This window comes from Corynebacterium sp. AOP40-9SA-29, from assembly GCF_052377405.1.
Taxonomy (GTDB): Bacteria; Actinomycetota; Actinomycetes; order Mycobacteriales; family Mycobacteriaceae; genus Corynebacterium.
Genome location: NZ_JBQSWR010000005.1, coordinates 207342 through 227727 on the forward strand (window position 1 = coordinate 207342; position 20386 = coordinate 227727).

The following is a 20386-nucleotide window of genomic DNA, read 5'->3' on the forward strand; positions in this document are numbered from 1 at the left end:
ACTGCCTAGCTCTTAGCCTTGGCGTCCTGCACGCGCTGCTTCAGGGCGTTGAACTGCTCCCAGACCTCCTCGGGGACCTTCGGGCCCAGGAAGGTGAGGTACTCGTCGTTGTCCTCGATGTCGCTGGCCCACTGCTCCGGCGGTGCGGTCAGGGAGGTGCGGATGTCCTCCTCGGGCTCGGTGACACCGTCGAGGTCCAGGTCCTCGTAGCGGGCGGTGTGGCCGACCACGGTCTCGTCGGCGCCGACCTGGCCTTCGATGCGCTCCACGATCCACTTGAGCACGCGGCTGTTCTCGCCGAAGCCGGGCCACAGGAAGCGGCCGTCGTCGCCACGGCGGAACCAGTTGACCAGGAAGACGTCCGGCATCTTGTCGCCGCCGCGCTTGCCCATGTCGATCCAGTGCTGCAGGTACTCGCCGGCGTTGTAGCCGATGAAGGGCAGCATGGCCATCGGGTCGTGGCGCAGGGTGCCCACGGCACCTTCCTGGGCGGCGGTCTGGCCGGAAGCCATCAGCGCGCCGACCATGGTCGCGTGCTCCCAGTCGTAGGTCTGGGAGACCAGCGGCACGGTGTCGGCACGGCGACCACCGAAGAGGATGGCGTCGACCTTCACGCCCTGCCAGTCGTCGTACTCCGGTGCGGCGACCGGGCACTGGGCCAGCGGCACGCAGTAACGGGAGTTCGGGTGCGCGGCCTTCTCATCGGACTCGGGCGTCCAGTCGTTGCCCTTCCAGTCGATGAGGTGCTCGGGGGTCTCCCCGCCGATGCCCTCCCACCACACGTCACCGTCGTCGGTGAGCGCGACGTTGGTGAACAGGGTGTTGCCGGCCTCCATGGTCTCCATGGCGATCGGGTTGGAGCCGTAGCTCGTGCCCGGGGCCACGCCGAAGAAGCCGTTCTCCGGGTTCACGGCGTAGAGGTGGCCGTCCTCACCGAACTTCAGCCAGGCGATGTCATCGCCGACGACCTGGGCCTTCCAGCCCGGCACGGTCGGGGTGATCATCGCCAGGTTGGTCTTGCCGCAGGCGGACGGGAAGGCGCCGAGGATGTGGTAGTCCTTGCCCTCCGGGCTGGTCAGCTTCAGGATGAGCATGTGCTCGGCGAGCCAGCCCTCTTCCTTGGCCATGACCGAGGCGATGCGCAGGGCGTAGCACTTCTTGGCCAGGATGGCGTTTCCGCCGTAGCCCGAGCCGAAGGACCAGATCTCCTTGGTGTCGGGGAACTGGGTGATGTACTTGGTGTCATTGCACGGCCACGGCACGTCCTGCTCGCCGGGCTCCAGCGGGGCGCCCACGGAGTGCAGGCAGCGCACGAAGGCACCGTCGGTACCGAGCTTGTCCAGGGCCTCCTGGCCCATGCGGGTCATCACACCCATGGACAGCACCACGTAAGCGGAGTCGGTGAGCTGCACGCCGAGCTTGGGCTCGGGGTCGCTGATCGGGCCCATGCAGAAGGGCACCACGTACATGGTGCGACCGCGCATGGAGCCGGCGAAGTGCTCGGACATCTCCTGCTTCATCGCTGCCGGCGGCGCCCAGTTGTTGGTCGGGCCCGCACCCTCCTGCTTCTCGGAGCAGATGAAGGTGCGCGACTCCACGCGGGCGACGTCCGCCGGGTTCGAGCGGGCGAGGAAGCTATTGGGACGCTTCTCCTCGTTGAGCTTGGTCAGCGTGCCGGCGTCGACGAGCTCACCGGTCAGACGGTCCCACTCCTCGCGGGAGCCGTCGACGAAGACCACGCTCTCCGGCTGGAAGAGTTCGACAGCCTCGGAGATCCAGGCGAGGAGGTCCTCGTGCTGGGTGGGTGGCTGGCCGGCGAGCCCGGGGATGGTCATGAAAACTCCTGACGAGATGTGTTCTGAGAACGGTGCGTTCTGGTGTGTCTGGTTAATTCTGCGTCTCCCCAGACTAACCCCAGTTCCCCCTGTCCACACATTCCCACCCGCGCGGGTCCCACGAACCACGTCCGTTTCCGGGGGTGGACGGGGGGATGTCGTACCACCCATCGCCCTGTCCGCCCTGCTCCGCGCCGTATTCACCCTGTTCCGCGTGTTCTTCGCCGAGCATACGCTCCCCGGTATCCGCGCCGTTAGTTGTGACAGAAGACACATCTGCGGATATCTCCGTCACACCCCTCACCCCGGCCATACAGTCCTGCCGACGCCACGACGACCATCCGCCGTCGAAGGTGACGACCGAGACGGCGTCCACCCGCCCGTCACCATCGGTGTCAGAGCAGATCGTCATCCCCGTGTCATCACTCAGCGTGACCGACTCCTCGACGACCACGCTCTCCTCCAGCTCGTCGAGCACGTGCGAGGCCGGCAGGCCGAAGGTCTCATCGCCCAGGTCCAGCAGCAGGCCATCACCGACACTGCCCACCTGCGCAGGGTCGACCGGATCCAGGCCGGACGCCCCGGGGAACAGCGGGAAACCGTCCGTCCCGAACTCCCAGCCGCTCATGACGCAGCCCCCTTAACCGTGCCCGCAACCGGCGGGACGACGAGCCGGGCGACCACATCGGTCACCGTCGCCGCCCAGTGACGTCGCAACGCCGCCGCCAGGCGCGCCGCCTCACGCTCCCGGCGCGCGGCACGCCCCGCCCACCAGCGCGCCCCGGCGGTCGCGCCCGCCACCACAACTCCCGCCGCCAGGGCGGCGAGCAAAGAATCCGTCAGACGCAGGACGCCCGCAGCCGCGGCGAGGCCCGCGCCGAGCGCCGCGGCCGCGGTTACCAGGCGTCCCGACATACCTGACATGCCGGAAGTACCGGACGCGCCAGCCGCGCCGGACGCCCCGGCGTCCTGCGGTGTTTCTGCCGGTGCCAGGTGCGGCATATCCACGCCCTGTTCGAGCACCGCGACGCTGAGCCGGGCACGAAAGCGCGCGTCCAACTCGCCGGCGGTAAAACCGGCGGCCGATCCGTCCTGCCCGTCGAGTAGCGCGGTGGCGGCGCGGTCGGCGGCCAGGCGCACGGCGATGCGCACCCGGTCGAGACGTTCGGCGTCGGCGCGTCGGGCGTCCGACTCCCAGCGGGCGCTGTCCACCCACATCGTGTCGAGCACCGAGCTCAACCCGGCGAGCTGCCCCGGCGCGGCGGCGGAATCGCCCTCCCACGTGCAGTGCACCACACCGGCCTCGTCGGTGAGCGCGTGGGCCGACGCCGGGGCGTAGAGCACGACCACGCCCATCGCATCGCGCACCGCACGCAACACCTCAAGATCGGCACCGCCAGCACCACCGGCACCGCCCGAACCGTCCGGCGACACCACCGCCACGACTCCGTCGGCCTCCCCCGGGCCCGCCCCGGCGACGTACCTGCGCCGGGTACTCCCCCCGGTACGGGCGTCCAATGCCCTGACACCTGCCGTAACCTGCTCGACGACCCGCGCATCCGGGCCGATCACAGAAATGACCGTCACACTTCCCCCTAGTTCCCTGTACCGCTGTGTTCTGCCACAATGTGAGGGATGTCTAATACCGATAACCCCCCAGCACCGCGTTCGGGTGGCCGCGGCCGCCCCCTGCAGACAGAGTTTAACGACGGACGCGACTATCCGCGACTGGGTAGCTTCAGTTTCCGGCGCGGCACGCTCACCGACAACCAGGAGAACCTCTGGGAGGAGAACTGGCCGTCGTTGGGCATCGAGCTCACCGATGACCTCACCGACCCGGTTGACCTCGACGGATGGTTCGGACGCGCCGGCCACGACACCATCGTCGAGGTCGGCTCCGGCACGGGCACGTCCACCGCGGCCATGGCCCCGCTGGAGGAGGACACCAATGTTGTCGCCGTGGAGATCTACCGGCCGGGTCTGGCGAAGCTGCTGGGCTCGGTCGTGCGCGGCGACATCGGGAATGTCCGTATGGTCAAGGGCGACGGGGTCGAGGTGCTGCAGCGTCTCTTCGCCCCAGGCAGCCTCGCCGGGGTGCGCATCTTCTTCCCGGACCCGTGGCCGAAGGCGCGGCACCACAAGCGCCGCATCATCCAGACCGGCACGCTGCACCTGATCGCCTCGCGTCTGCGCCCCGGCGGCATCCTGCACGTCGCCACCGACCACGCCGACTACGCCGACTGGATCGACGAACTCGTCGACGTGGAACCGGACCTGGAGTACCTGGGCTGGCCGCAGGACGAGACGGCCCGCGCCGAGGTGGCGCCGGTGCTCACCGATCGCCAGATCATCACCAAGTTCGAGGGCAAGGGCCTGGACAAGGAGCACACCATCCGCGAATACCTCTGGACGCGGCGATGAGCGGCGGGCGCTCCGGCAACGCCGAGGCCCTGTCCTACAGCGGGCAGGCGGAGCAGACGCCGGTGTACCTGCTGGTCTGGGACGCGCCGAATATCGACATGGGTCTGGGCTCCCTGCTGGGGGGACGCCCCGACGCCGTGCACCGCCCGCGCTTCGACGCGGTGGGCCGCTGGCTCATCGACGAGGCTGCCACGCTGACGCCGGAGGCGACGGTGTTCACCAATGTCGCGCCCGGCTCCGCCGAGCAGATCCGCGGCTGGGTGGACGCCCTGCGCAACGTCGGTTTCGCCGTCTTCGCCAAGCCCAAGCTCACCGAGGACTCCGACGTCGACCCGGACATGCTCGAGCACATCCGGCGTCGTCGTGACGAGGGCGTGCTCGACGGCCTGGTCGTGGCCAGCGCCGACGGGCAGAACTTCCGCGAGCTGCTCGAAGAGCTCGCCGAGGAGATCCCGGTGACCGTGCTCGGCTTCCACGAGCACGCCCACTGGGCCGTGGAGAACGAGACCATCGACTTCCTCGACCTCGAGGACATCCCCGGGGTCTTCCGCGCGCCGTTGCCGCGCGTCAACCTCGACTCCCTGCCGGACGACGGTGCCTGGCTCCAGCCGTACCGCCCACTCTCCGCGTTGGTTCGCTGAAAGGAGCCTTCCTAAGTGTTCACGAGATGGGGCGACTTCGCCTTCCGTTTCCGACGCATCATCCCCGCCGTCATCATCGTGCTGATCGGCGTGCTCTACCTGGGCATCGGCACCCAGCTGGACGACCGGATGAGCCAGGAGGGGTGGGACGACCCGACGAGCGACTCCACCCGCGCCGCGCAGATCGAGCAGGAGACCTTCGGACGCGACGCCTCCGGCGACGTGATCGTGCTCGTCACCAGCGATAGCGCCGACGGTGCCGACCTGACCGACCCGGGGCTGATGGAGAACGTCACCAGCCAGCTCAATGCCATCGCCGTCGGCAATCAGGACGCGGTGGCCGGGATGACCAGCTACTTCGACACCGGTCACGAGCAGATGCTCTCCGACGACGGCACCTCCGCCTTCGCCGCGATCAGCCTGAACGGCACAGAGGACGAGGTACTCGACAACTTCCGGGTCATCGAGGACGAGCTGCACCAGATCACCGTGGACGGTGCCACCGTGGAGATCGGCGGGGCCACGGCCGTCGCCGGTGCCCTGGACTCCGGCATGGGCGATGACATCCAGCGCGCCGAGCTGATCGGCCTGCCGGTCGTCGCTCTGCTGCTACTGGTGATCTTCGGCAGCGTGGTCGCCGCCTGCATGCCGCTGGTCGTGGGCATCCTGTCGATCCTCGGGTCGATGGGCATCCTCTCGGTGCTCGCCGGCATCACCCAGGTCAATACGTTCTCCCAGTCCGTGGTCACCCTGCTGGGCCTGGGATTGGCGATCGACTACGGGCTGTTCATGGTCTCTCGTTTCCGTGAGGAACTCGCCGAAGGCAATGACACGCGCACCGCGGTGCGCAATACCACCGCCTCAGCGGGCAAGACGGTGGTCTTCTCCGCGCTGATGGTGGCGGTGGCGTTGTCGAGCCTGTTGATGTTCCCGCAGGCCTTCCTCAAATCGGTGGCCTACGGTGCGATCTCCGCAGTCGGACTGGCCGCGCTGATCAGCGTGGCGGTGCTGCCCAGCCTGTTCGCGATGCTCGGCCACCGCATCGACAAGTGGACGATCATCCGCCGCGGGCGTACCCGCGAGGCCACGGTGGCGTCGTGGTGGGGCAAGGTCCCGGCATTCGCGATGAAGCACGCGAAGCTGATGACGCTGGGCATCGTGGCCCTGCTGATCCTGCTGACCATCCCGTTGAGCGGGGTGAAGTTCGGCGGCATCAACGAGACCTACCTCCCGCCGGACAACGACACCCGCATCGCCCAGTCCCACTTCGACGACAACTTCCCGGAGTTCCGTACCGACCCGGTGAAGCTCGTCGTCGAGGGCGACAATGCCGCCGTCGGCGAGGTCTTCCAGAAGGCCAATGCCATCGAGGGCCTGACCGGCACCTTCCAGGTGTCCCAGCCCACGCAGGACGGGGTGACGGTGCTGTCGGCCGGTATCGCCGACCGCGATGACAATGACCGCATCGTCAATGAGCTGCGCGACATCGCCCACGGCCTCAACGCCGACGGGTCGGTGCTCGTCGCCGGCACCCCGGCGATGGAGGTCGAGTCGATTGAGGCACTGTTCGACAAGCTGCCGTGGATGCTGGTGTACATCATCGCCGCCACGTTCATCCTGCTGTCGTTGGTGTTCGGGTCGGTGATCCTGCCGGCGAAGGCGGTGATCATGAACATCCTCGGCACCGGTGCGACGCTGGGCATCCTGACCGCCCTATTCGTCGACGGTGTGGGCGCGGACCTGTTCAACTTCTCGCCGGGCCCGCTGATGAGCCCGGTGCTGGTGCTGATCGTGGCGATCATCTACGGACTGTCCACGGACTACGAGGTATTCCTCGTATCCAGGATGGTCGAGGCCCGGGCGCACGGGGCCTCGACACCACAGGCGATCAGATTCGGTACGGCCACGACCGGCGGCATCATCACGGCCGCGGCGTTGATCATGATCGTGGTGGCCGGGGCGTTCGCGTTCTCCGACATCGTGATGATGAAGTACATCGCCTTCGGCATGATCGCCGCGCTCATCATCGACGCCACGGTCATCCGCATGCTGCTGGTGCCCGCGGTGATGTTCCTGCTGCGCGAGGATTGTTGGTGGGCACCGCGCTGGGTCACGACCCTGTCGCGCAAGATCGGCCACAATGAGCAACTCGAGGGCTACAGCCCAGAGCATGTCCCTGAGCAGACCTCTGAGCCGGCCCGTGAACTGGTCACCGTCGGCGCCCCGCACGAGGTTCCCGAAGAGACGCCAGAAAACACGCAGGACGCACCGGGTGTCGTCACCTCCCGCGCGCCGCTGCCCGCGGCGCGGCCCGCAGAGGACGAGACACAGGACGAAACGCAGGACGCTGCGGACGCCGAAGCGTCCGACGAGAACGCTGAGGAGCACGACGACGCAGCGTCCTACGGTGCGCACGCGACGTCGGACGAGGCGGTGCCCTTCAGTGAGCTGATGCGCCGGCTACAGCAGGAACGTCCCGACAGCCGGGAGAACTGACCGCCGATGACCTCCGACCCCCAGCCCAGCCGTTTCCGCGACCGGTGGCACATGATCCTTCAATGGTTGAAGGATCCGCGCGTCCGGGCGTTGCTCACCCTCATGCTGCTGGGGGCGATCATCTTCCTCGCCCGCGACCACTACCACTTCCTCGAAGAGGGGTGGGCGGCGATGCTGCAGGCCAACAACTGGTACATCCTCGCCGCCGTGGCAGCGATGGGGCTGTCGATGATCGCGCAGGCCGAGGTGATGGTCGCGCTGCTGCGTCCGGCGGGTGTGCCGGTGAAGCGCACCAGCGCCAATGCGCTGGGGTTGTCGGCGAATGCGTGGTCGTCGTCGTTCCCCGGCGGGCCGGCGATTTCGGCGGCGATGATCTTCCGCGAGCAGATGAAATGGGGCGCTACCCCGGTCATCGCCAGCTGGTACCTGGTGATCTCCGGGGTGTTGTCCGGTGCGGCGATGGCCCTCCTGGGTTTCGGTGCGGTGTTCTTCCTGCAGGCGAATGTGCACGTGTTCTCGCTGTCCTTCTCCCTGGTCGCGCTGATCGCGCTCACGCTCGCGGCGAACTGGGTGGCACGCAATCCGGAGAAGGTGCAGTCGGCCCTGCTGTCGGCGATGACGTGGTTCAACGAGAAACGCCGCAAACCGGCAGACCGGTTCCACTCGCAGATCCGCAGCTTCGCCGACCAGCTGCGGGCAGTAGACCTCTCACCGAAGTGGCTGGGCTACGCGGTGTCCGTCTCCCTGCTGAACTGGGTGCTGGAGATCGTGTGCCTGTTCCTGTGCATCCTGGCCATCGGTGCCGAGCCCAGCGTCGCCGGCGCGGTGCTGGCGTTCATCGCCGCCAAACTCATCGGCCAGGCCCCGATCACCCCGGGCGGACTGGGCCCGGTGGACATCACGCTGACCACGATGCTGGTCAGCACCGCAGGTCTGGGGTCCGGGCAGGCGGTGGCCGCGGTCATCGTGTTCCGGATGATCAGTTTCGCGCTGCTCACCCTGGTCGGTTGGCTGGTGTTCCTGTGGACGTTCGTCCGCCCGGAAGAGGAGCAGGACGCTGCGGCGTCTGCGGCGTCCGACACGGGCACCACCGGCGCCTCCGGCACGGCGGGGACGGTGGGCGGTACGTCCGGCGCGTCCGGCGTCCGACGTCGTAGCGGGCGGGGCCTGACGTTCCGGCAGATTACCGGCGGATCGGCGGCGCGGCGCGCGCACGAGGAAGAAGACGGTACGGGGGACGGTACGGACGACGGGGGCACTATCGACCGGCTCCCCCGTCATCCGGAGCGTCCGGAGGAGTGACCCCCACGGGCGGTGGTCACCCCCTAGAATGGTCGGTATGACGAAATCCCCCGATGTGTCGTCCGGCCCCGCCGGTCCGTTCTCCGCCACCGCCGGTACTTCGACCACGATGGCGCTGGTCATCGACGTCGTCGCCGTCCTCCTCTTCACCCTGCTGGGCAGACTTTCCCACGAGTCGGGGTTCTCCATCACCGGCTGGCTGGGGACGTCCTGGCCGTTCCTGCTGGGCCTGGCGGTGGCCTGGGCGCTGCTGCTCACCGGCACGCTGCGCCCCGCGCCCGGCACCGGGCTCGGCATCCTCATCGTCACGTGGTTCATCGGCATCGTGGTGCGCAGCATCGTGAACCTGTCGCTGGTGTGGATGTTCCTGCTGACCTCGTTGATCTTCCTGGGCATCCTGATGATCGGCTGGCGGGCCGTCGCCTCCTTCGTCACCCGTCGACAGCCCGCCGCCTGACCAGTTCCAGGAAGCGGGCCACCGGCAGCGTGAGGTTGGTGCCCGCGGCGTCCCACACCACGCCGAGCTCGCGCACCTTGTCCGTGTCCAGGGGGATCACGGACATCCCCTCCATCTGCAGGTTCGGGTCACCCAGCGGAAGCAGCGCCACACCCAGGCCCGCGGTGACCAGCCCGGCGACGGTGGTTAGCTCCATGGATTCGAAGACCAGCCGGGGGCGGAAGCCGTTGTCGGCGGCGAGGCCGTCGAGCAGCAGGCGGGTGCCGTAGCCCTCCAGCATTGCCACGAAGGGTTCCTCCGCGGCCTCTGCCAGGACGATGGACGCCCGCCCGGCCCACCGGTGGTCCGAGGACACCGCCAGGCCGAGGCGTTGCTCTGCCAGTTCCGTCCACCCCACCGCCCCGGAGGCCACGTGCTCGACGGGGCGGGGCCCGACGATCGCCAGGTCCAAGCGCCCGTCCAACACCTGGTCGACCAGCCCCAGTGCCGCGCCCTGCACCAGTTCGAAGTCGATGCCGGGATGGGCGGTGCGGAACTCTCTCAGCAGGTCGGGCACCATCCAGGTCCCCAGGGAATGCATGAACCCCAGGCGCACCGTTCCCAGTTCCGGGTCCACGAGCCGGCGGACCTCGTCGACACCGGTGCGCCAGGTGTCGCGAGTGCGGGCGGCGGCCTCGGCCAGCACGGTGCCGCGGTGGTTGAGCACGAGGTTGCGCCCCCGTCGGTCGAACAGTTCCACCCCGACCGAGGCCTCGAGCTTGCCCAGGCGGCGAGACAACGCCGACTGACTGATACCGGTCGCCAGGGCGGTGTCGACCATGTTGCCGGTCTCGACGAGGTCGAGGAACCAGTCGAGGTCCACCGGGTCGCTCACGGACGGCGCCTCCCTGTGCTATTTCGCGATACGTTGATGCATTTTTCGGGACAGAACCGTCACTGTAATGCATTTTGATTGTCAGCGTATGGTGACCACGATGGGCGACATGAACGAGACAGGTGGCACAGATACGCGACTCTCCCCCGGCGACCCCGGCTACCGGCGGGTGATGATCGCCGCCGCCACCGCCGGACTGGCCAGCTTCAACGCCATGTACCTCACCCAGGCCGTCCTGCCGGCCATCCACGACGGCCTGGGAGTCACCCCCACCACCGCCGCGCTGACGGTGTCGGCGACCACGGGCATGCTCGCCGTCGCCGTGATCCCGGTGAGCATCCTGTCCGAACGCGTCGGCCGGCGCCGCGTCCTGCAGGTCTCTGTCCTGGCCGCCACCGCGCTGAGCCTGCTGCTGGCGATCGCCCCCGGCATCGGCACCCTCATCGGGCTGCGCGCCCTGCAGGGCCTGGCGGTCGCCGGCGTCCCGGCGGTGATGATGACCTTCCTGTCCGAGGAGATCCGCCAGGACCACCTGGGCCGGGTGATGGGCCTCTACATCGCCGGCACGACCCTCGGCGGACTGCTCGGACGCCTCGTGCCGTCCGGCGTGCTGGAATTCACCGGATGGCGCGGCGCGGTGCTCGCCGGCGGGCTCGTCGCCTTCGCCCTCGGACTGGTGTGCGTCTGGGCGCTGCCGCCGCAACGCCACTTCACGCCGAAGAAGATCACCCTGCGCCACGAGGTCGCCGCCTTCCGCCGCCACTGGCACGACCGCCGCCTCGTGGCCCTGTTCATCCTGCCGTTCCTGATGATGGGCGCCTTCGTCTCCCTGTACAACTACCTCGGCTTCCGCCTGACCGGCGAGTTCGGCCTCACCGAGGCTCTCGCCGGGGCGGTGTTCCTGCTCTACCTCTCCGGGACGTGGTCCTCCGCACGGGCCGGAGCGATGGTCGCAAAGTATGGGGCCGCACGGGTGCTGGTCGGCGGTGTCGCCCTGACCACCGTGGGCCTGTGCCTGGCATTGGTGCCGAACCTGGTGGTCACCGTGGTGGGCGTGCTGCTGTTCACCGCCGCCTTCTTCGCCGTGCACTCCACGGCCTCTACCCTGGTCGGTCAGATCGCCGACCGCGACCGGGCGGAAGCGTCCTCGATCTACGTGATGAGCTACTACCTGGGTTCCTCGGTGATCGGGTGGATTTCGGGCTACTTCTTCCAGATCGGGTGGATCGCACTGGTGGTGGCCCTTGTCGCACTACAAATCAGTGCGCTAGTGTTATGCCTGGTCAGCACGTCGGCCACTCGCCGATCGTGACACGCCCCACTACAATTTGCGGATTCTTCACAGAAACAAGTACGACAGCGATACGATGTTGCGCAGTCGGCTTCATATTTACTAACCGAGGGGCGTGGAGAGCGCTACCTCATCAACGGAGGAACGAACATGGGACACATCAAGGGAAAGCGGTTCGCCGGCGTCATGGCGGTCGGCCTCCTGGCCACCGCCGGGGTGGGCGTGGCAATGGCCCAGGGCGGGATCTCCGCCAACCTGGCGCTCTCGAACACGATCTTCAACCAGGAGGTCAGCAACCTCGACGCCAGCGGCGTCGCCATCTTCGGCGGCACCGACAGTCAGCACGACGGGGACACCGGTGTGGCCCGCCTGGTCTTCGACGACGCGACCATCACCGACATGTGCATGACCGCACCGCTGAACCTGCCCGGCCTGGGCGAGAAGCGTTTCCAGATGCTCGTGCCCGGTGAGAACACCACCGCCGAGCACCTGGTGCTCGGTGCCCCCGGCCTGGTCGGTGGCCTGACGCTGAACAACGCGCAGATCGGTGTGGACGCCAGCCAGCTCGACGACGAGGCACCGGCCGGCTCCTGGGGCCTCGCCGCCGACAGTCTGACCGGTTGGGACCAGGTCATCAAGGCCACCTCGATCAGCGCGGACAAGCTCACCGCCGCAGGTGCCAAGGTGGGTGTCGTGAGCGTTGACGAGGCTGAGTGCTGATGCCTGACGACTCCACCTCGTCGCCGGGATCCTCGCCGGGTTCCACCCCGGGCAAGCCCACCGACGACGACACCACCGAGCTCATGGACGCCGTCGACGACAGCGCCGGTAGCGCTGACGGTGCTGATAGCGCCGGAAGCACTGACGGTGCCGACGGCGCTGATAGCGCCGACGCCGGTGCGTCCGACGACGAGTCCCGCTCGGAGAAGCTCGAGAAGCAGAACCGCCGCTTCACGCGCTGGCGCAAGCAGCGCCCGTTCGGTGCCGGTCTGCTGATGATGCTGGCCGGCATCGCGATCATGGCACCGGCGTACCTGTCTCTGGAGATCTCGAACATCCAGATCCAGATCTCCACCATGGGCGGGGTCTCCACCCTGGTCATCGGTATCTTGCTGATCACCTGCGGACTGATGTGCTGGTTCCGTGGCGAAGGGCGGGTGATCGCCGGCGTCGCCGCGATGATCCTGTCGGTCATCTCCTTGTGGCAGACCAACTTCGGCGGGCTCATCATCGGCCTCATCCTCGGCCTCATCGGTGGTGCCCTGGCACTGGCCTGGGACCCGCAGTCCCGCGAGGACGCCAAGGACGAGAAGCGCCAGAAGAAAGAGGACAAGCAGGCCCGCAAAGCGGCGAAGTCCGAGAAAGCAGGGAAAGGAGCCGGCAACGCCAAGTCGGTGATCGCGGTACTCGCCGCGCTCGCCGTCGGTGTCGGCATCCAGACTCCCGATGCCCGTGCCCAGATCCCCGGCCTGCCGGACATCCAGCTGCCGAACCTGCAGATCCCCGGCCAGACCGACAATGGCGATACGGACGGCGATGCTGATGGCGACACGGACGGGCAGACCAACGACTCCCCCGTCCTGCCGAACCTCCCCAACCTGCCCGAGCTCCCGGACCTCAACCTCCCGCAGCTCACCTTGCCCGACGGCAATGACCTGCAGGACGGCATCGACGGCTCCCTGGAGTCACTCGGAGTCGAGGTCCCCGGCCTGAACGTGGCTCCCCCGGAGCCAGTCGCTGGCATGCAGGCACCCTACGGCGACACCTTCACCATCAAGACCGATAATGCGACGATGACACCGGGCATGAAACTGTCCTACGTCACCATCGACACGATGCAGGGGCCGAAGAAGGCGCTGCGCATCGATGCCGACCAGGCGATCATGGAGAACCTGCGCGTCCAGTTCCCCAACGCGCTGGGCAATGACCTGCTGGACGACACCAAGGGTGCCACCAGTACCCTGACCGGCAACTTCCACATCTTCGTGCAGGAACTGACGATGACCCTGGAACTGCTCGGGGTGGACACCATGATCCCGATCACCATCAACGCCGACTGGGCTCCCGACGATATCGCCGCGGAACTGTCCAAGATCGGCCTGGGCCTGCCGGACCTGCTGTCTGAACAGACCCGCGTGCTCGACGTCCGGCTGGAGACCTACCAGGTCATGGCCGACAAGATGGACTTCCCCATCACCGACATCGGGCCCTGGCACGAGAACTGATCCCCACAGGGGTACCAAGTTGGACCTGGGAGCGTTGAGTTGGCTAACTCAACGCTCCCAGGTCCAACTTGGTACCCGGCGACAACACCGGGGACGCGACTCCGGGCAAGCCCAGATCACATCGGCATGATCGTGTGCTTCTTCTCCGGCTCGAGCACCTGCTTGTCGCGCAGCAGCCGCAGCGACTGGCGCAACCGCAGCCGGGTCTGCGAGGGGTCGATGATCTCATCGACGTAGCCACGCTCCGCCGCCACGTACGGGCTGGTCATATTGGCGTTGTAGAAGTCCATGAACATCTTCTTCGCCATCGGACGCTGCTCCTCCGGCATGGCGGCGAGCTGACGGCCCTGGATCATCACCGCGGCACCCTCGGCACCCATCACGGCGATCTGTGCGGTCGGCCACGCCAGGTTCACGTCGGCACCGAGGTTCTTCGACCCCATCACCGCGTACCCGCCGCCGAACGCCTTGCGCACCACCACGGTCACCTTCGGGACGGTGGCCTCCACCATCGCGAAGCCCAACCGGGCACCACGGTGGATCAGGCCCAGCTTCTCCTGCTCGGCACCCGGCAGGTAGCCCGGAGTATCGACCACGAAAACCAGGGGGATGTTGTAGGCATCGCAGATGCGGATGAACCGTGCCGCCTTGTCCGCCGCCTCGGCGTCGAGGCAGCCGGCCAATGACATCGGCTGATTGGCGACCACGCCGACCGGACGGCCGTCGATGCGGGCGTAGGCGGTGATCACGTTCTGCCCGTAGTCCGGCTGGACCTCCAGCACGTCCTCGTCGTCGAAGATGCGGCTCAGCACCTCCATCATGTCGTAGCCGGAGTTCGGGTCGTCCGGGATGAGGTCGACGAGCTCGGCATCGCGCTCACTGGGAGCGTCGGACGGAGCGGGCACCTGCGGCGTCGCCTCGAAGGCGCTGCTGGGCAGGTGGGCGAGCAGTTCGCGGACGTAGCCGAAGGCGTCGTCCTCGTCGCTGCCGACGTAGCTGATGTTGCCGTTGGCGGCCTGCACGCGGGCACCGCCGAGGTCCTGCATGCTGATCTTCTCGCCGGTGACCGACTCGATGATCTGCGGGCCGGTGACGAACATCGTCGTCTGGTCCTCCACAGCCACCAGGAAGTCGGTGGTCGCCGGGGCGTACACCGCACCACCGGCGCAGTTGCCCAGCAGGATCGAGATCTGCGGCGACTGGCCGGACAGCGGCAGCTGACGCCGGGAAAGCTCGGAGTACATCGCCAAGGACATCACCGCGTCCTGGATGCGTGCGCCACCGGAGTCGTTGATACCGATGACCGGACAGCCGATACGGGTGGCCATGTCCATGACCTCGCAGACCTTCTTGCCGAAGGTCTCGCCCACCGAACCGCCGTAGACGGTCTTGTCGTGGGCGTAGACGGCGACGGGGCGTCCGTCGACCCGGCCGTAGCCGGTGACCACGCCGTCACCGTAGGGGGCGTCCGGCACGCCCGGGGTGCGCCCCAGGGCACCGATCTCGGTGAACGACCCCTCGTCGAGCAGCGCGTCGATGCGCTGGCGCGGGGTGGTGCGTCCTTCCTCGTCGCGTTTCTGGCGTGCGCGTTCGCTGCCCGGGTCCTGCGCCTCCTCGAGGCGGGTGTGCAGGTCGTCGAGCTTTTCTGCGGTGGACCTGCCGGTTCCCGGTGCGGTGCGGTGCGCGGCGAGGTCCGCGTCGCCGAACCGGGGGTCTTCGGGTGTTCCTGTCATGGATCCCACGCTAGCGCACCTGGTTCCGCTGCGAGATGTCGCGCAGGTGCTCGGTGATCCGTGCACCGACGATGCCGATGGACGGCTCGTCCGGCACCGCCAGGTGGTCGCCGGCGAGCTGGATGAGTTCCAGGTCGTCGACCACGCCATCCCAACCACCGTCGGCGGGGATGTCGGCGAAGGACGGTTCGAGTTCGATCGCGCCCTCGTGCATGCCCTCGGACTTGTACAGCGTGACCGGGGCGCTCACCTCGGCCCAGCGTTCGAAGTCGAGGGTGTTGAGGATGCGGGTGTCGATGAAGCTGGCGCGCTGGTGCTCCAGCACGCCGGCGGCCAGACCGTGCGAGGAGGCGTCGGTGTTCTGCAGGAACATGCTCATCATGCCGATGAGTGCCTCCTCACCCTGGGCCTCGAGCAGGTCGTGCGGGACGGGCAGCTCGATGCCGTAGGTCTTCGCGGCGAAAGCGGCGTAGCGGTCCCAGCGCGCGTGCATCTCTTCGGTGGTATCCGGTGCCGGGTTCGCCGGACGCACCAGGTCGAGCAACTCCAGGTGGCCCACGGTGACCTCGCCGGCCTTCTCCAGGCGGTGGGCGACCTCGAAGGCCAGCGCACCGCCGAAGCTCCATCCACCGAGGACGACCGGACGTCCGTCCGCCAGCTCGGTGATATCGGCGACGTAGGCGTCGGCCCGCTCATCGAGCGTGCCCTCCAGACGCTCCACACCGTAGACCGGCACGTCGGCGGGAAGACGCCTGGTCAGCGGCTCGTACACCACGCTGGATCCGCCGGCGGGGTGGAAGACGAAGACTGCCGGGCTCTCCGACCCCTCAGCGCGGGCACGCAGCACGCGGATATTGCCGTCCACCGCGGTCTCGAAGACGTCGCGCACCAGGTTCGCCAGCGGTTCCAGGGTGCCGGCCTCGGCGACCTGGGTGGCGCTGATCTCCGCGCCGGAGCGTTCGCTCAGCCGGGCGGCGATCGCCGCGGCAGTGTCGGCGTCGACCTGCGGCAGTGCGCTGGTGACGCCGGCCGGGGCGGCACCGGTGAGCGAGGCCCACGTGCCGAAGACCATGCGTTCGGACGCATCACGCGGGGCGACGCCGACGCCCTGGGAATCTGCGTCTGCAGCGTCTGCGTTCTCGGTGGCGTCGGCAGCCTCGGAGCTCTCGGCGGCGGCAGCCTCAGCGGCCGGCGCATGCGTCACGCCGTCCAGCTTCTCCTGCACCATCTGCTCGACCAGGGAAATGACTTCGTCCACCGAGCCATCGCGCAGGGCCTGCACGTTCAGCGAGGGCAGGTCGAAGTCGTACTCCACCCGGTTCTTGATCCGCATGCCCATCAGCGAGTCCAGGCCCAGGTCGATCAGCGGCAGCTCACCGGGCAGATCGTCGACGTCATAGCCCATCGACTCCGACACGATGCTGCGCAGCCGGTCGGCCACGCTCTGCCCGGAGTCCGGGGTCCACCGCTCGGAATCGGTGTCCACCGACGGCAGGGCGTTGCGGGAGCCGGACGCCTGCCCGGCGGCAGGCTCCACCTGCGGCGACGGGGAGGACGCCGCGGCGGCGCCAGCGGCCCCGGCGACGCCAGCCGCCAGACCGCCCGCCGGTGACGCGGCGAAAGCCTCACCAGCCAGGCGCGACTCATCTGCGCCACCTGCGCCACCTGCGCTGTCCATGGCGTAAACCTGCACGCTCAGCCCGCCGAGAGTACGTGCCACCAGGGTGGTCACCTCACCCTCGGTCGGCAGGGTGCCATAAGTCTGCACCGCGGCGAGCTCGGCGTCCGGCACGACCGCACGCGCGGCGGCCTCGGCGACGGCGTCCACGCTGGGAACCTCCGCGGCGGCGACGGCGAACGCAGTCCGTCCGTCCGGCAGCGCCACCCGACGTCCCGGCACCCCGCGCACCGATCCGCCGCCGGGACGTGCGGCCGTCCAGTAGCGCTGCAGGTTCCAGTGCACCCCCGGAATGCCGGACACCGCGCGCCCACGGCGCAGCGGACGTCCATCGGCGGAGTTCAGACGACGGAAGTCGACCTCGCCGCCACGCACGTAGAGCTCGGCGACGGTGGCCAGCAGCGTGTCCACGCTGGGCTCCTTGCGCTTGAGCAGGTACATCAGGCTGGACTCGCCGGCGTCGTGGGCGAAGGCGGTGTTCATCATCGGCATCAACGCGACCGGGTTCGGGGAGAACTCCACGAAGGTACGGAAACCCTCGTCGAAGAGCCGTCCGGTGGCGTCCGACAGCCACACCGAGTAGCGAGTGCAGCGCAGGAAGTAGTCCGCGTCGTGCACGGTGTCGCCCGGCTGGTAGACCACGCCACGGTCCACGCTGCTGTACACCGGAGTGTGGATCGGGAGCGGGGTGATCCCGGCGATCTCCGCGTGGAGCTCGCCGAGGATCGGGTCGAGCATGCTGGTGTGCCCGGCACCCTTGACCTTGAGCATGCGGGCGAACTTGCCCTCGCCCTCCAGGTGGGCCACCAGGTCGGCGACCGGCTGGGCGGGCCCGCCGACCGTGGTCATGCCGGGGGCGGCGTACACCGCGGGCTCCACCGCGGCGAACTGCGGGTGCTCCTTCTGGAACTCCACCAGGTCCTCGACGCCGAGTTCGATCACGGCCATCGCGCCCTGCTTGTCCTCGGGCAGCAGTTTCTCGCCCTCACCCATCAGCCGCGCACGGTGGCAGGCGATGGTCACGGCGTCCTCCATGGACAGCCCGCCGGCGGCGTAGGCCCCGGCGATCTCGCCCATCGACTGGCCCACGATCGCCGCGGGACGCAGCCCCAGGGCGGTCATCAGGTCGGTCAGGGCGATCTGGATGGCGGTGATGCCGACCTGGGCGGTCTCGGTGGTGAAGTTCTGCGCGTCATCGCGGATCATCTCGACCACGGAGTAGCCGCACTCCTGCTGCACGACCTCGTCGACATCGTCGAGTCGCTGGGCGAACAGCGGCGACAGGGTGAGCAGTTCCTTGCCCATCTTGCGGTGCTGGGAGCCGAAACCGGAGAACACCCACACCGCGCCCTCGCGCTCGGGGCTGTCGGCGACGGAGATTCCCGCGCCCTTGCGGCCTTCTGCCAGGCGGGTCAGCCCGGCGATGGCCTCGTCGGTGTCGTGGGCGAGGACCACACCGCGCGAGCGGCCGTGGTTACGCTCGCCGAGCACGCCGGCGGTACCGGCGAACACGGCGTTGCCTGCCTTGCCGGTCTCCCCCAGCCAGGACGCAATGTCCGCCGCGGCGGTCCGACGCCGCGAGGGCAGCAGCCCGGAGACCGGGAGCAGACGCGGCAGCGCGCGTCCTGCCGAGTCGCCGTCCGACTCCTCGCCGCCGTACTCCTGGACGCCGGCCCAGTCGATCACGTCGGGACGCTCGGGGACGTCCTGCGCCGACGGCCCCGCCGGTGCCGCGCCCTCCGGCGCGACGAGCACGACGTGGGCGTTGGTGCCGCCGAAACCGAACCCGGAGACACCGGCGACCGCTGCGCCGGAGTACTCCGGCCACTCGCGCGGGTCCTCCACGACCTCCAGGTGCTCACGGTCGAAGTCGATGTAGGGGTTGGGGCCCGTGAAGTTCACCGTCGGCGGCAGCACGCCGCGCCGCATGCCGGAGACCACCTTGATCACCCCGGCGACACCTGCGGCCGCCTCTGTGTGGCCGAAGTTCGTCTTCGCCGAACCGAGCAGCAGCGGCGAGGCCACGTCGCGACCGGCGCCGAGGACCTGGCCGAGAGCGCCTGCCTCGATCGGGTCGCCGAGGATCGTGCCGGTGCCGTGGGCCTCCACGTAGTCCACCTGGGACGGGTCGATGCCGGCGTCGGCATAGGCGGCGGCGAGCACCGCGGCCTGCGCCTCCGGGTTCGGGGCGGTCAGCCCATTGGACCGGCCGTCCTGGTTCACCGCGGAACCGGCGATCACGGCGAGCACGTCGTCGCCGTCGCGGCGGGCGTCCGACAGACGTTTGAGCACCACGACACCGGCACCGTCGGAGCGCACGATGCCGTCGGCGTCCTCGGAGAAGGCGCGGATGCCGCCCGTCGGGCTCAGCACGCCGAGCTCGGAGAAGGCGATGGTGGCAAAGGGGCTGGCCAGCAGGTTCACTCCGCCGGTGACGGCCACGGAGGCGTCCCCGTCGCGCAGGGCACGCACCGCCTGGTGGATCGCCACGAGCGACGCCGAACAGGCCGTGTCCATCGCGACCGAGGGGCCGCGGAAGTCGAAGGCGTAGGAGATGCGGTTGGCGATGATCGCGCTGGAGTTGCCGGTCAGCGCATAAGGGTGCGCCTCGGACGGATCGGCGCTGATCAGCATGCCGTAATCGTTGTTCGTGGTGCCCATGAACACGCCCACGTCCGTGCCGCGCAGGGTATTGGCCGGGATGCCGGCATCCTCCAGCGCCTCCAACGTCAGCGACAGCAGGATGCGCTGCTGCGGGTCCATATTCGCCGCCTCGACCGGGGAGAGCCCGAAGAACTCCGCGTCGAAGGAGGCGATATCGTCGATGTAACCGCCGGTGAGCACGGCCTCGGCCATGCGCCGGGACATCTCCGGGTCGTCGTCGTACTCACTCCAGCGCCCCTCCGGGAGCTCGCCGACGCCGCTGCGACCCTGCTCGAACATGCGCCACATGCCGTCGACGCCGTCCGCACCCGGGTAACGCCCGGCCATGCCGACCACGGCGATCTGCCGGTCCTCCGGCTCCAGACCAGCGCCACCGGCGCTACCGGCCCCGCCGCCGTGCGCGGCGCGTCCTCCCGCGACGCCGCGTCCGGTACGCGTGCCACCGGCGAGGACGAACCCGGCCAGTGCGGCGATGGTGTTGTACTCATAGGCCACCGTGGCGTCCAAGGAGACGCCGGTGAGGCGCTCGAGCTCGCCGGACAGCACCACCACGTCGCGGCTGGACAGCCCGAACTCCTCCATCTGCCGGTCGTCGGTGATCTCCGCGGCATCCAGGCCGGTGGTGGCCTGCACCCAGTCGCGCAGCCAGGCGCGCATCCCTGCCGGAGTGCTCGGTGCGGCCGGTGCAGCGGGAGAGTTCTCGGAACCGGAGGGACCGGAGAGATCAGACGTGTCAGTCATATCGGGGACGATCATCCTTGTTTCATGG

Annotated in this window: 14 protein-coding genes; 8 read left to right on the forward strand and 6 right to left on the reverse strand. The window is 68.5% G+C overall.

The genetic code is table 11. The features are described 5' to 3' along the window. Positions 1–5: 5 nt before the first annotated feature. The 3 genes from ACT3SZ_RS10720 to ACT3SZ_RS10730 form a co-directional block, all read right to left on the reverse strand. Positions 6–1835 (reverse strand): phosphoenolpyruvate carboxykinase (GTP), encoded by a 1830-nt coding sequence (locus tag ACT3SZ_RS10720; RefSeq protein ID WP_444618533.1) that lies wholly within the window; start codon positions 1833–1835, stop codon positions 6–8. Between the two features lie 73 nt (positions 1836–1908). Next, positions 1909–2463 (reverse strand): DUF6802 family protein, encoded by a 555-nt coding sequence (locus tag ACT3SZ_RS10725; protein WP_444618534.1) that lies wholly within the window; start codon positions 2461–2463, stop codon positions 1909–1911. Then, on the reverse strand, positions 2460–3422 hold the full coding sequence (locus ACT3SZ_RS10730) for a hypothetical protein (RefSeq protein WP_444618535.1): 963 nt from the start codon (positions 3420–3422) through the stop codon (positions 2460–2462). Before ACT3SZ_RS10730 ends, ACT3SZ_RS10725 begins: the two co-directional genes overlap by 4 nt. Before the next feature lie 48 nt (positions 3423–3470). Between ACT3SZ_RS10730 and trmB the strand changes: the two genes are divergently transcribed. Genes trmB through ACT3SZ_RS10755 form a run of 5 tightly spaced genes read left to right on the forward strand, consistent with a single transcriptional unit; the run spans position 3471 to position 9152 of the window. Continuing rightward, complete coding sequence (trmB, locus tag ACT3SZ_RS10735) at positions 3471–4256, forward strand: tRNA (guanosine(46)-N7)-methyltransferase TrmB (protein ID WP_444618536.1); 786 nt, start codon at positions 3471–3473, stop codon at positions 4254–4256. Then, a complete protein-coding gene (locus ACT3SZ_RS10740; protein WP_444618537.1) occupies positions 4253–4897 on the forward strand; it encodes an NYN domain-containing protein in 645 nt (214 codons plus the stop codon). Before trmB ends, ACT3SZ_RS10740 begins: the two co-directional genes overlap by 4 nt. A gap of 15 nt (positions 4898–4912) precedes the next feature. Next, positions 4913–7393, forward strand: a complete 2481-nt coding sequence (locus ACT3SZ_RS10745) for an MMPL family transporter (protein ID WP_444618538.1) — start codon at positions 4913–4915, stop codon at positions 7391–7393. Positions 7394–7399: 6 nt separating this feature from the next. Then, positions 7400–8695, forward strand: coding sequence for a lysylphosphatidylglycerol synthase transmembrane domain-containing protein (locus ACT3SZ_RS10750; RefSeq protein WP_444618539.1), 1296 nt, complete (start codon positions 7400–7402; stop codon positions 8693–8695). A gap of 37 nt (positions 8696–8732) precedes the next feature. Next, on the forward strand, positions 8733–9152 hold the full coding sequence (locus ACT3SZ_RS10755; protein ID WP_444618540.1) for a DUF3054 domain-containing protein: 420 nt from the start codon (positions 8733–8735) through the stop codon (positions 9150–9152). On the opposite strand, the gene ACT3SZ_RS10760 is transcribed toward ACT3SZ_RS10755, so the two are convergent. Beyond that, on the reverse strand, positions 9127–10026 hold the full coding sequence (locus tag ACT3SZ_RS10760) for a LysR substrate-binding domain-containing protein (protein WP_444618541.1): 900 nt from the start codon (positions 10024–10026) through the stop codon (positions 9127–9129). The genes ACT3SZ_RS10755 and ACT3SZ_RS10760 overlap by 26 nt on opposite strands. Before the next feature lie 100 nt (positions 10027–10126). On the opposite strand from ACT3SZ_RS10760, the gene ACT3SZ_RS10765 reads away from it, so the two are divergent. The 3 genes from ACT3SZ_RS10765 (at position 10127) to ACT3SZ_RS10775 (ending at position 13542) form a co-directional block, all read left to right on the forward strand. Beyond that, positions 10127–11338 (forward strand): MFS transporter, encoded by a 1212-nt coding sequence (locus tag ACT3SZ_RS10765; RefSeq protein WP_444618542.1) that lies wholly within the window; start codon positions 10127–10129, stop codon positions 11336–11338. A gap of 129 nt (positions 11339–11467) precedes the next feature. Beyond that, positions 11468–12037: a DUF6230 family protein gene (locus ACT3SZ_RS10770; protein WP_444618543.1), complete on the forward strand. Its 570-nt coding sequence runs from the start codon at positions 11468–11470 to the stop codon at positions 12035–12037. Further along, entirely contained in the window at positions 12037–13542 is a 1506-nt protein-coding gene (locus ACT3SZ_RS10775; protein ID WP_444618544.1) for a DUF6114 domain-containing protein, read from the forward strand. The genes ACT3SZ_RS10770 and ACT3SZ_RS10775 overlap by 1 nt, the downstream gene beginning before the upstream one ends. A 116-nt stretch (positions 13543–13658) precedes the next feature. Here the strand turns inward: ACT3SZ_RS10775 and ACT3SZ_RS10780 are convergent, their stop codons facing one another. Then, positions 13659–15275, reverse strand: a complete 1617-nt coding sequence (locus tag ACT3SZ_RS10780; protein ID WP_444618545.1) for an acyl-CoA carboxylase subunit beta — start codon at positions 15273–15275, stop codon at positions 13659–13661. 10 nt (positions 15276–15285) lie between these two features. Then, positions 15286–20358: a polyketide synthase Pks13 gene (pks13, locus tag ACT3SZ_RS10785; protein ID WP_444618546.1), complete on the reverse strand. Its 5073-nt coding sequence runs from the start codon at positions 20356–20358 to the stop codon at positions 15286–15288. Between the last annotated feature and the right edge of the window lie 28 nt (positions 20359–20386).

Coding starts and splice junctions, on each gene's coding strand:
- ACT3SZ_RS10720 (WP_444618533.1), bottom strand. CDS start 1,835: ATGACCATCCCCGGGCTCGCCGGCCAGCCACCCACCCAGCACGAGGAC.
- ACT3SZ_RS10750 (WP_444618539.1), top strand. CDS start 7,400: ATGACCTCCGACCCCCAGCCCAGCCGTTTCCGCGACCGGTGGCACATG.
- ACT3SZ_RS10725 (WP_444618534.1), bottom strand. CDS start 2,463: ATGAGCGGCTGGGAGTTCGGGACGGACGGTTTCCCGCTGTTCCCCGGG.
- pks13 (WP_444618546.1), bottom strand. CDS start 20,358: ATGACTGACACGTCTGATCTCTCCGGTCCCTCCGGTTCCGAGAACTCT.
- ACT3SZ_RS10755 (WP_444618540.1), top strand. CDS start 8,733: ATGACGAAATCCCCCGATGTGTCGTCCGGCCCCGCCGGTCCGTTCTCC.
- ACT3SZ_RS10740 (WP_444618537.1), top strand. CDS start 4,253: ATGAGCGGCGGGCGCTCCGGCAACGCCGAGGCCCTGTCCTACAGCGGG.
- ACT3SZ_RS10775 (WP_444618544.1), top strand. CDS start 12,037: ATGCCTGACGACTCCACCTCGTCGCCGGGATCCTCGCCGGGTTCCACC.
- trmB (WP_444618536.1), top strand. CDS start 3,471: ATGTCTAATACCGATAACCCCCCAGCACCGCGTTCGGGTGGCCGCGGC.
- ACT3SZ_RS10765 (WP_444618542.1), top strand. CDS start 10,127: ATGGGCGACATGAACGAGACAGGTGGCACAGATACGCGACTCTCCCCC.
- ACT3SZ_RS10780 (WP_444618545.1), bottom strand. CDS start 15,275: ATGACAGGAACACCCGAAGACCCCCGGTTCGGCGACGCGGACCTCGCC.
- ACT3SZ_RS10770 (WP_444618543.1), top strand. CDS start 11,468: ATGGGACACATCAAGGGAAAGCGGTTCGCCGGCGTCATGGCGGTCGGC.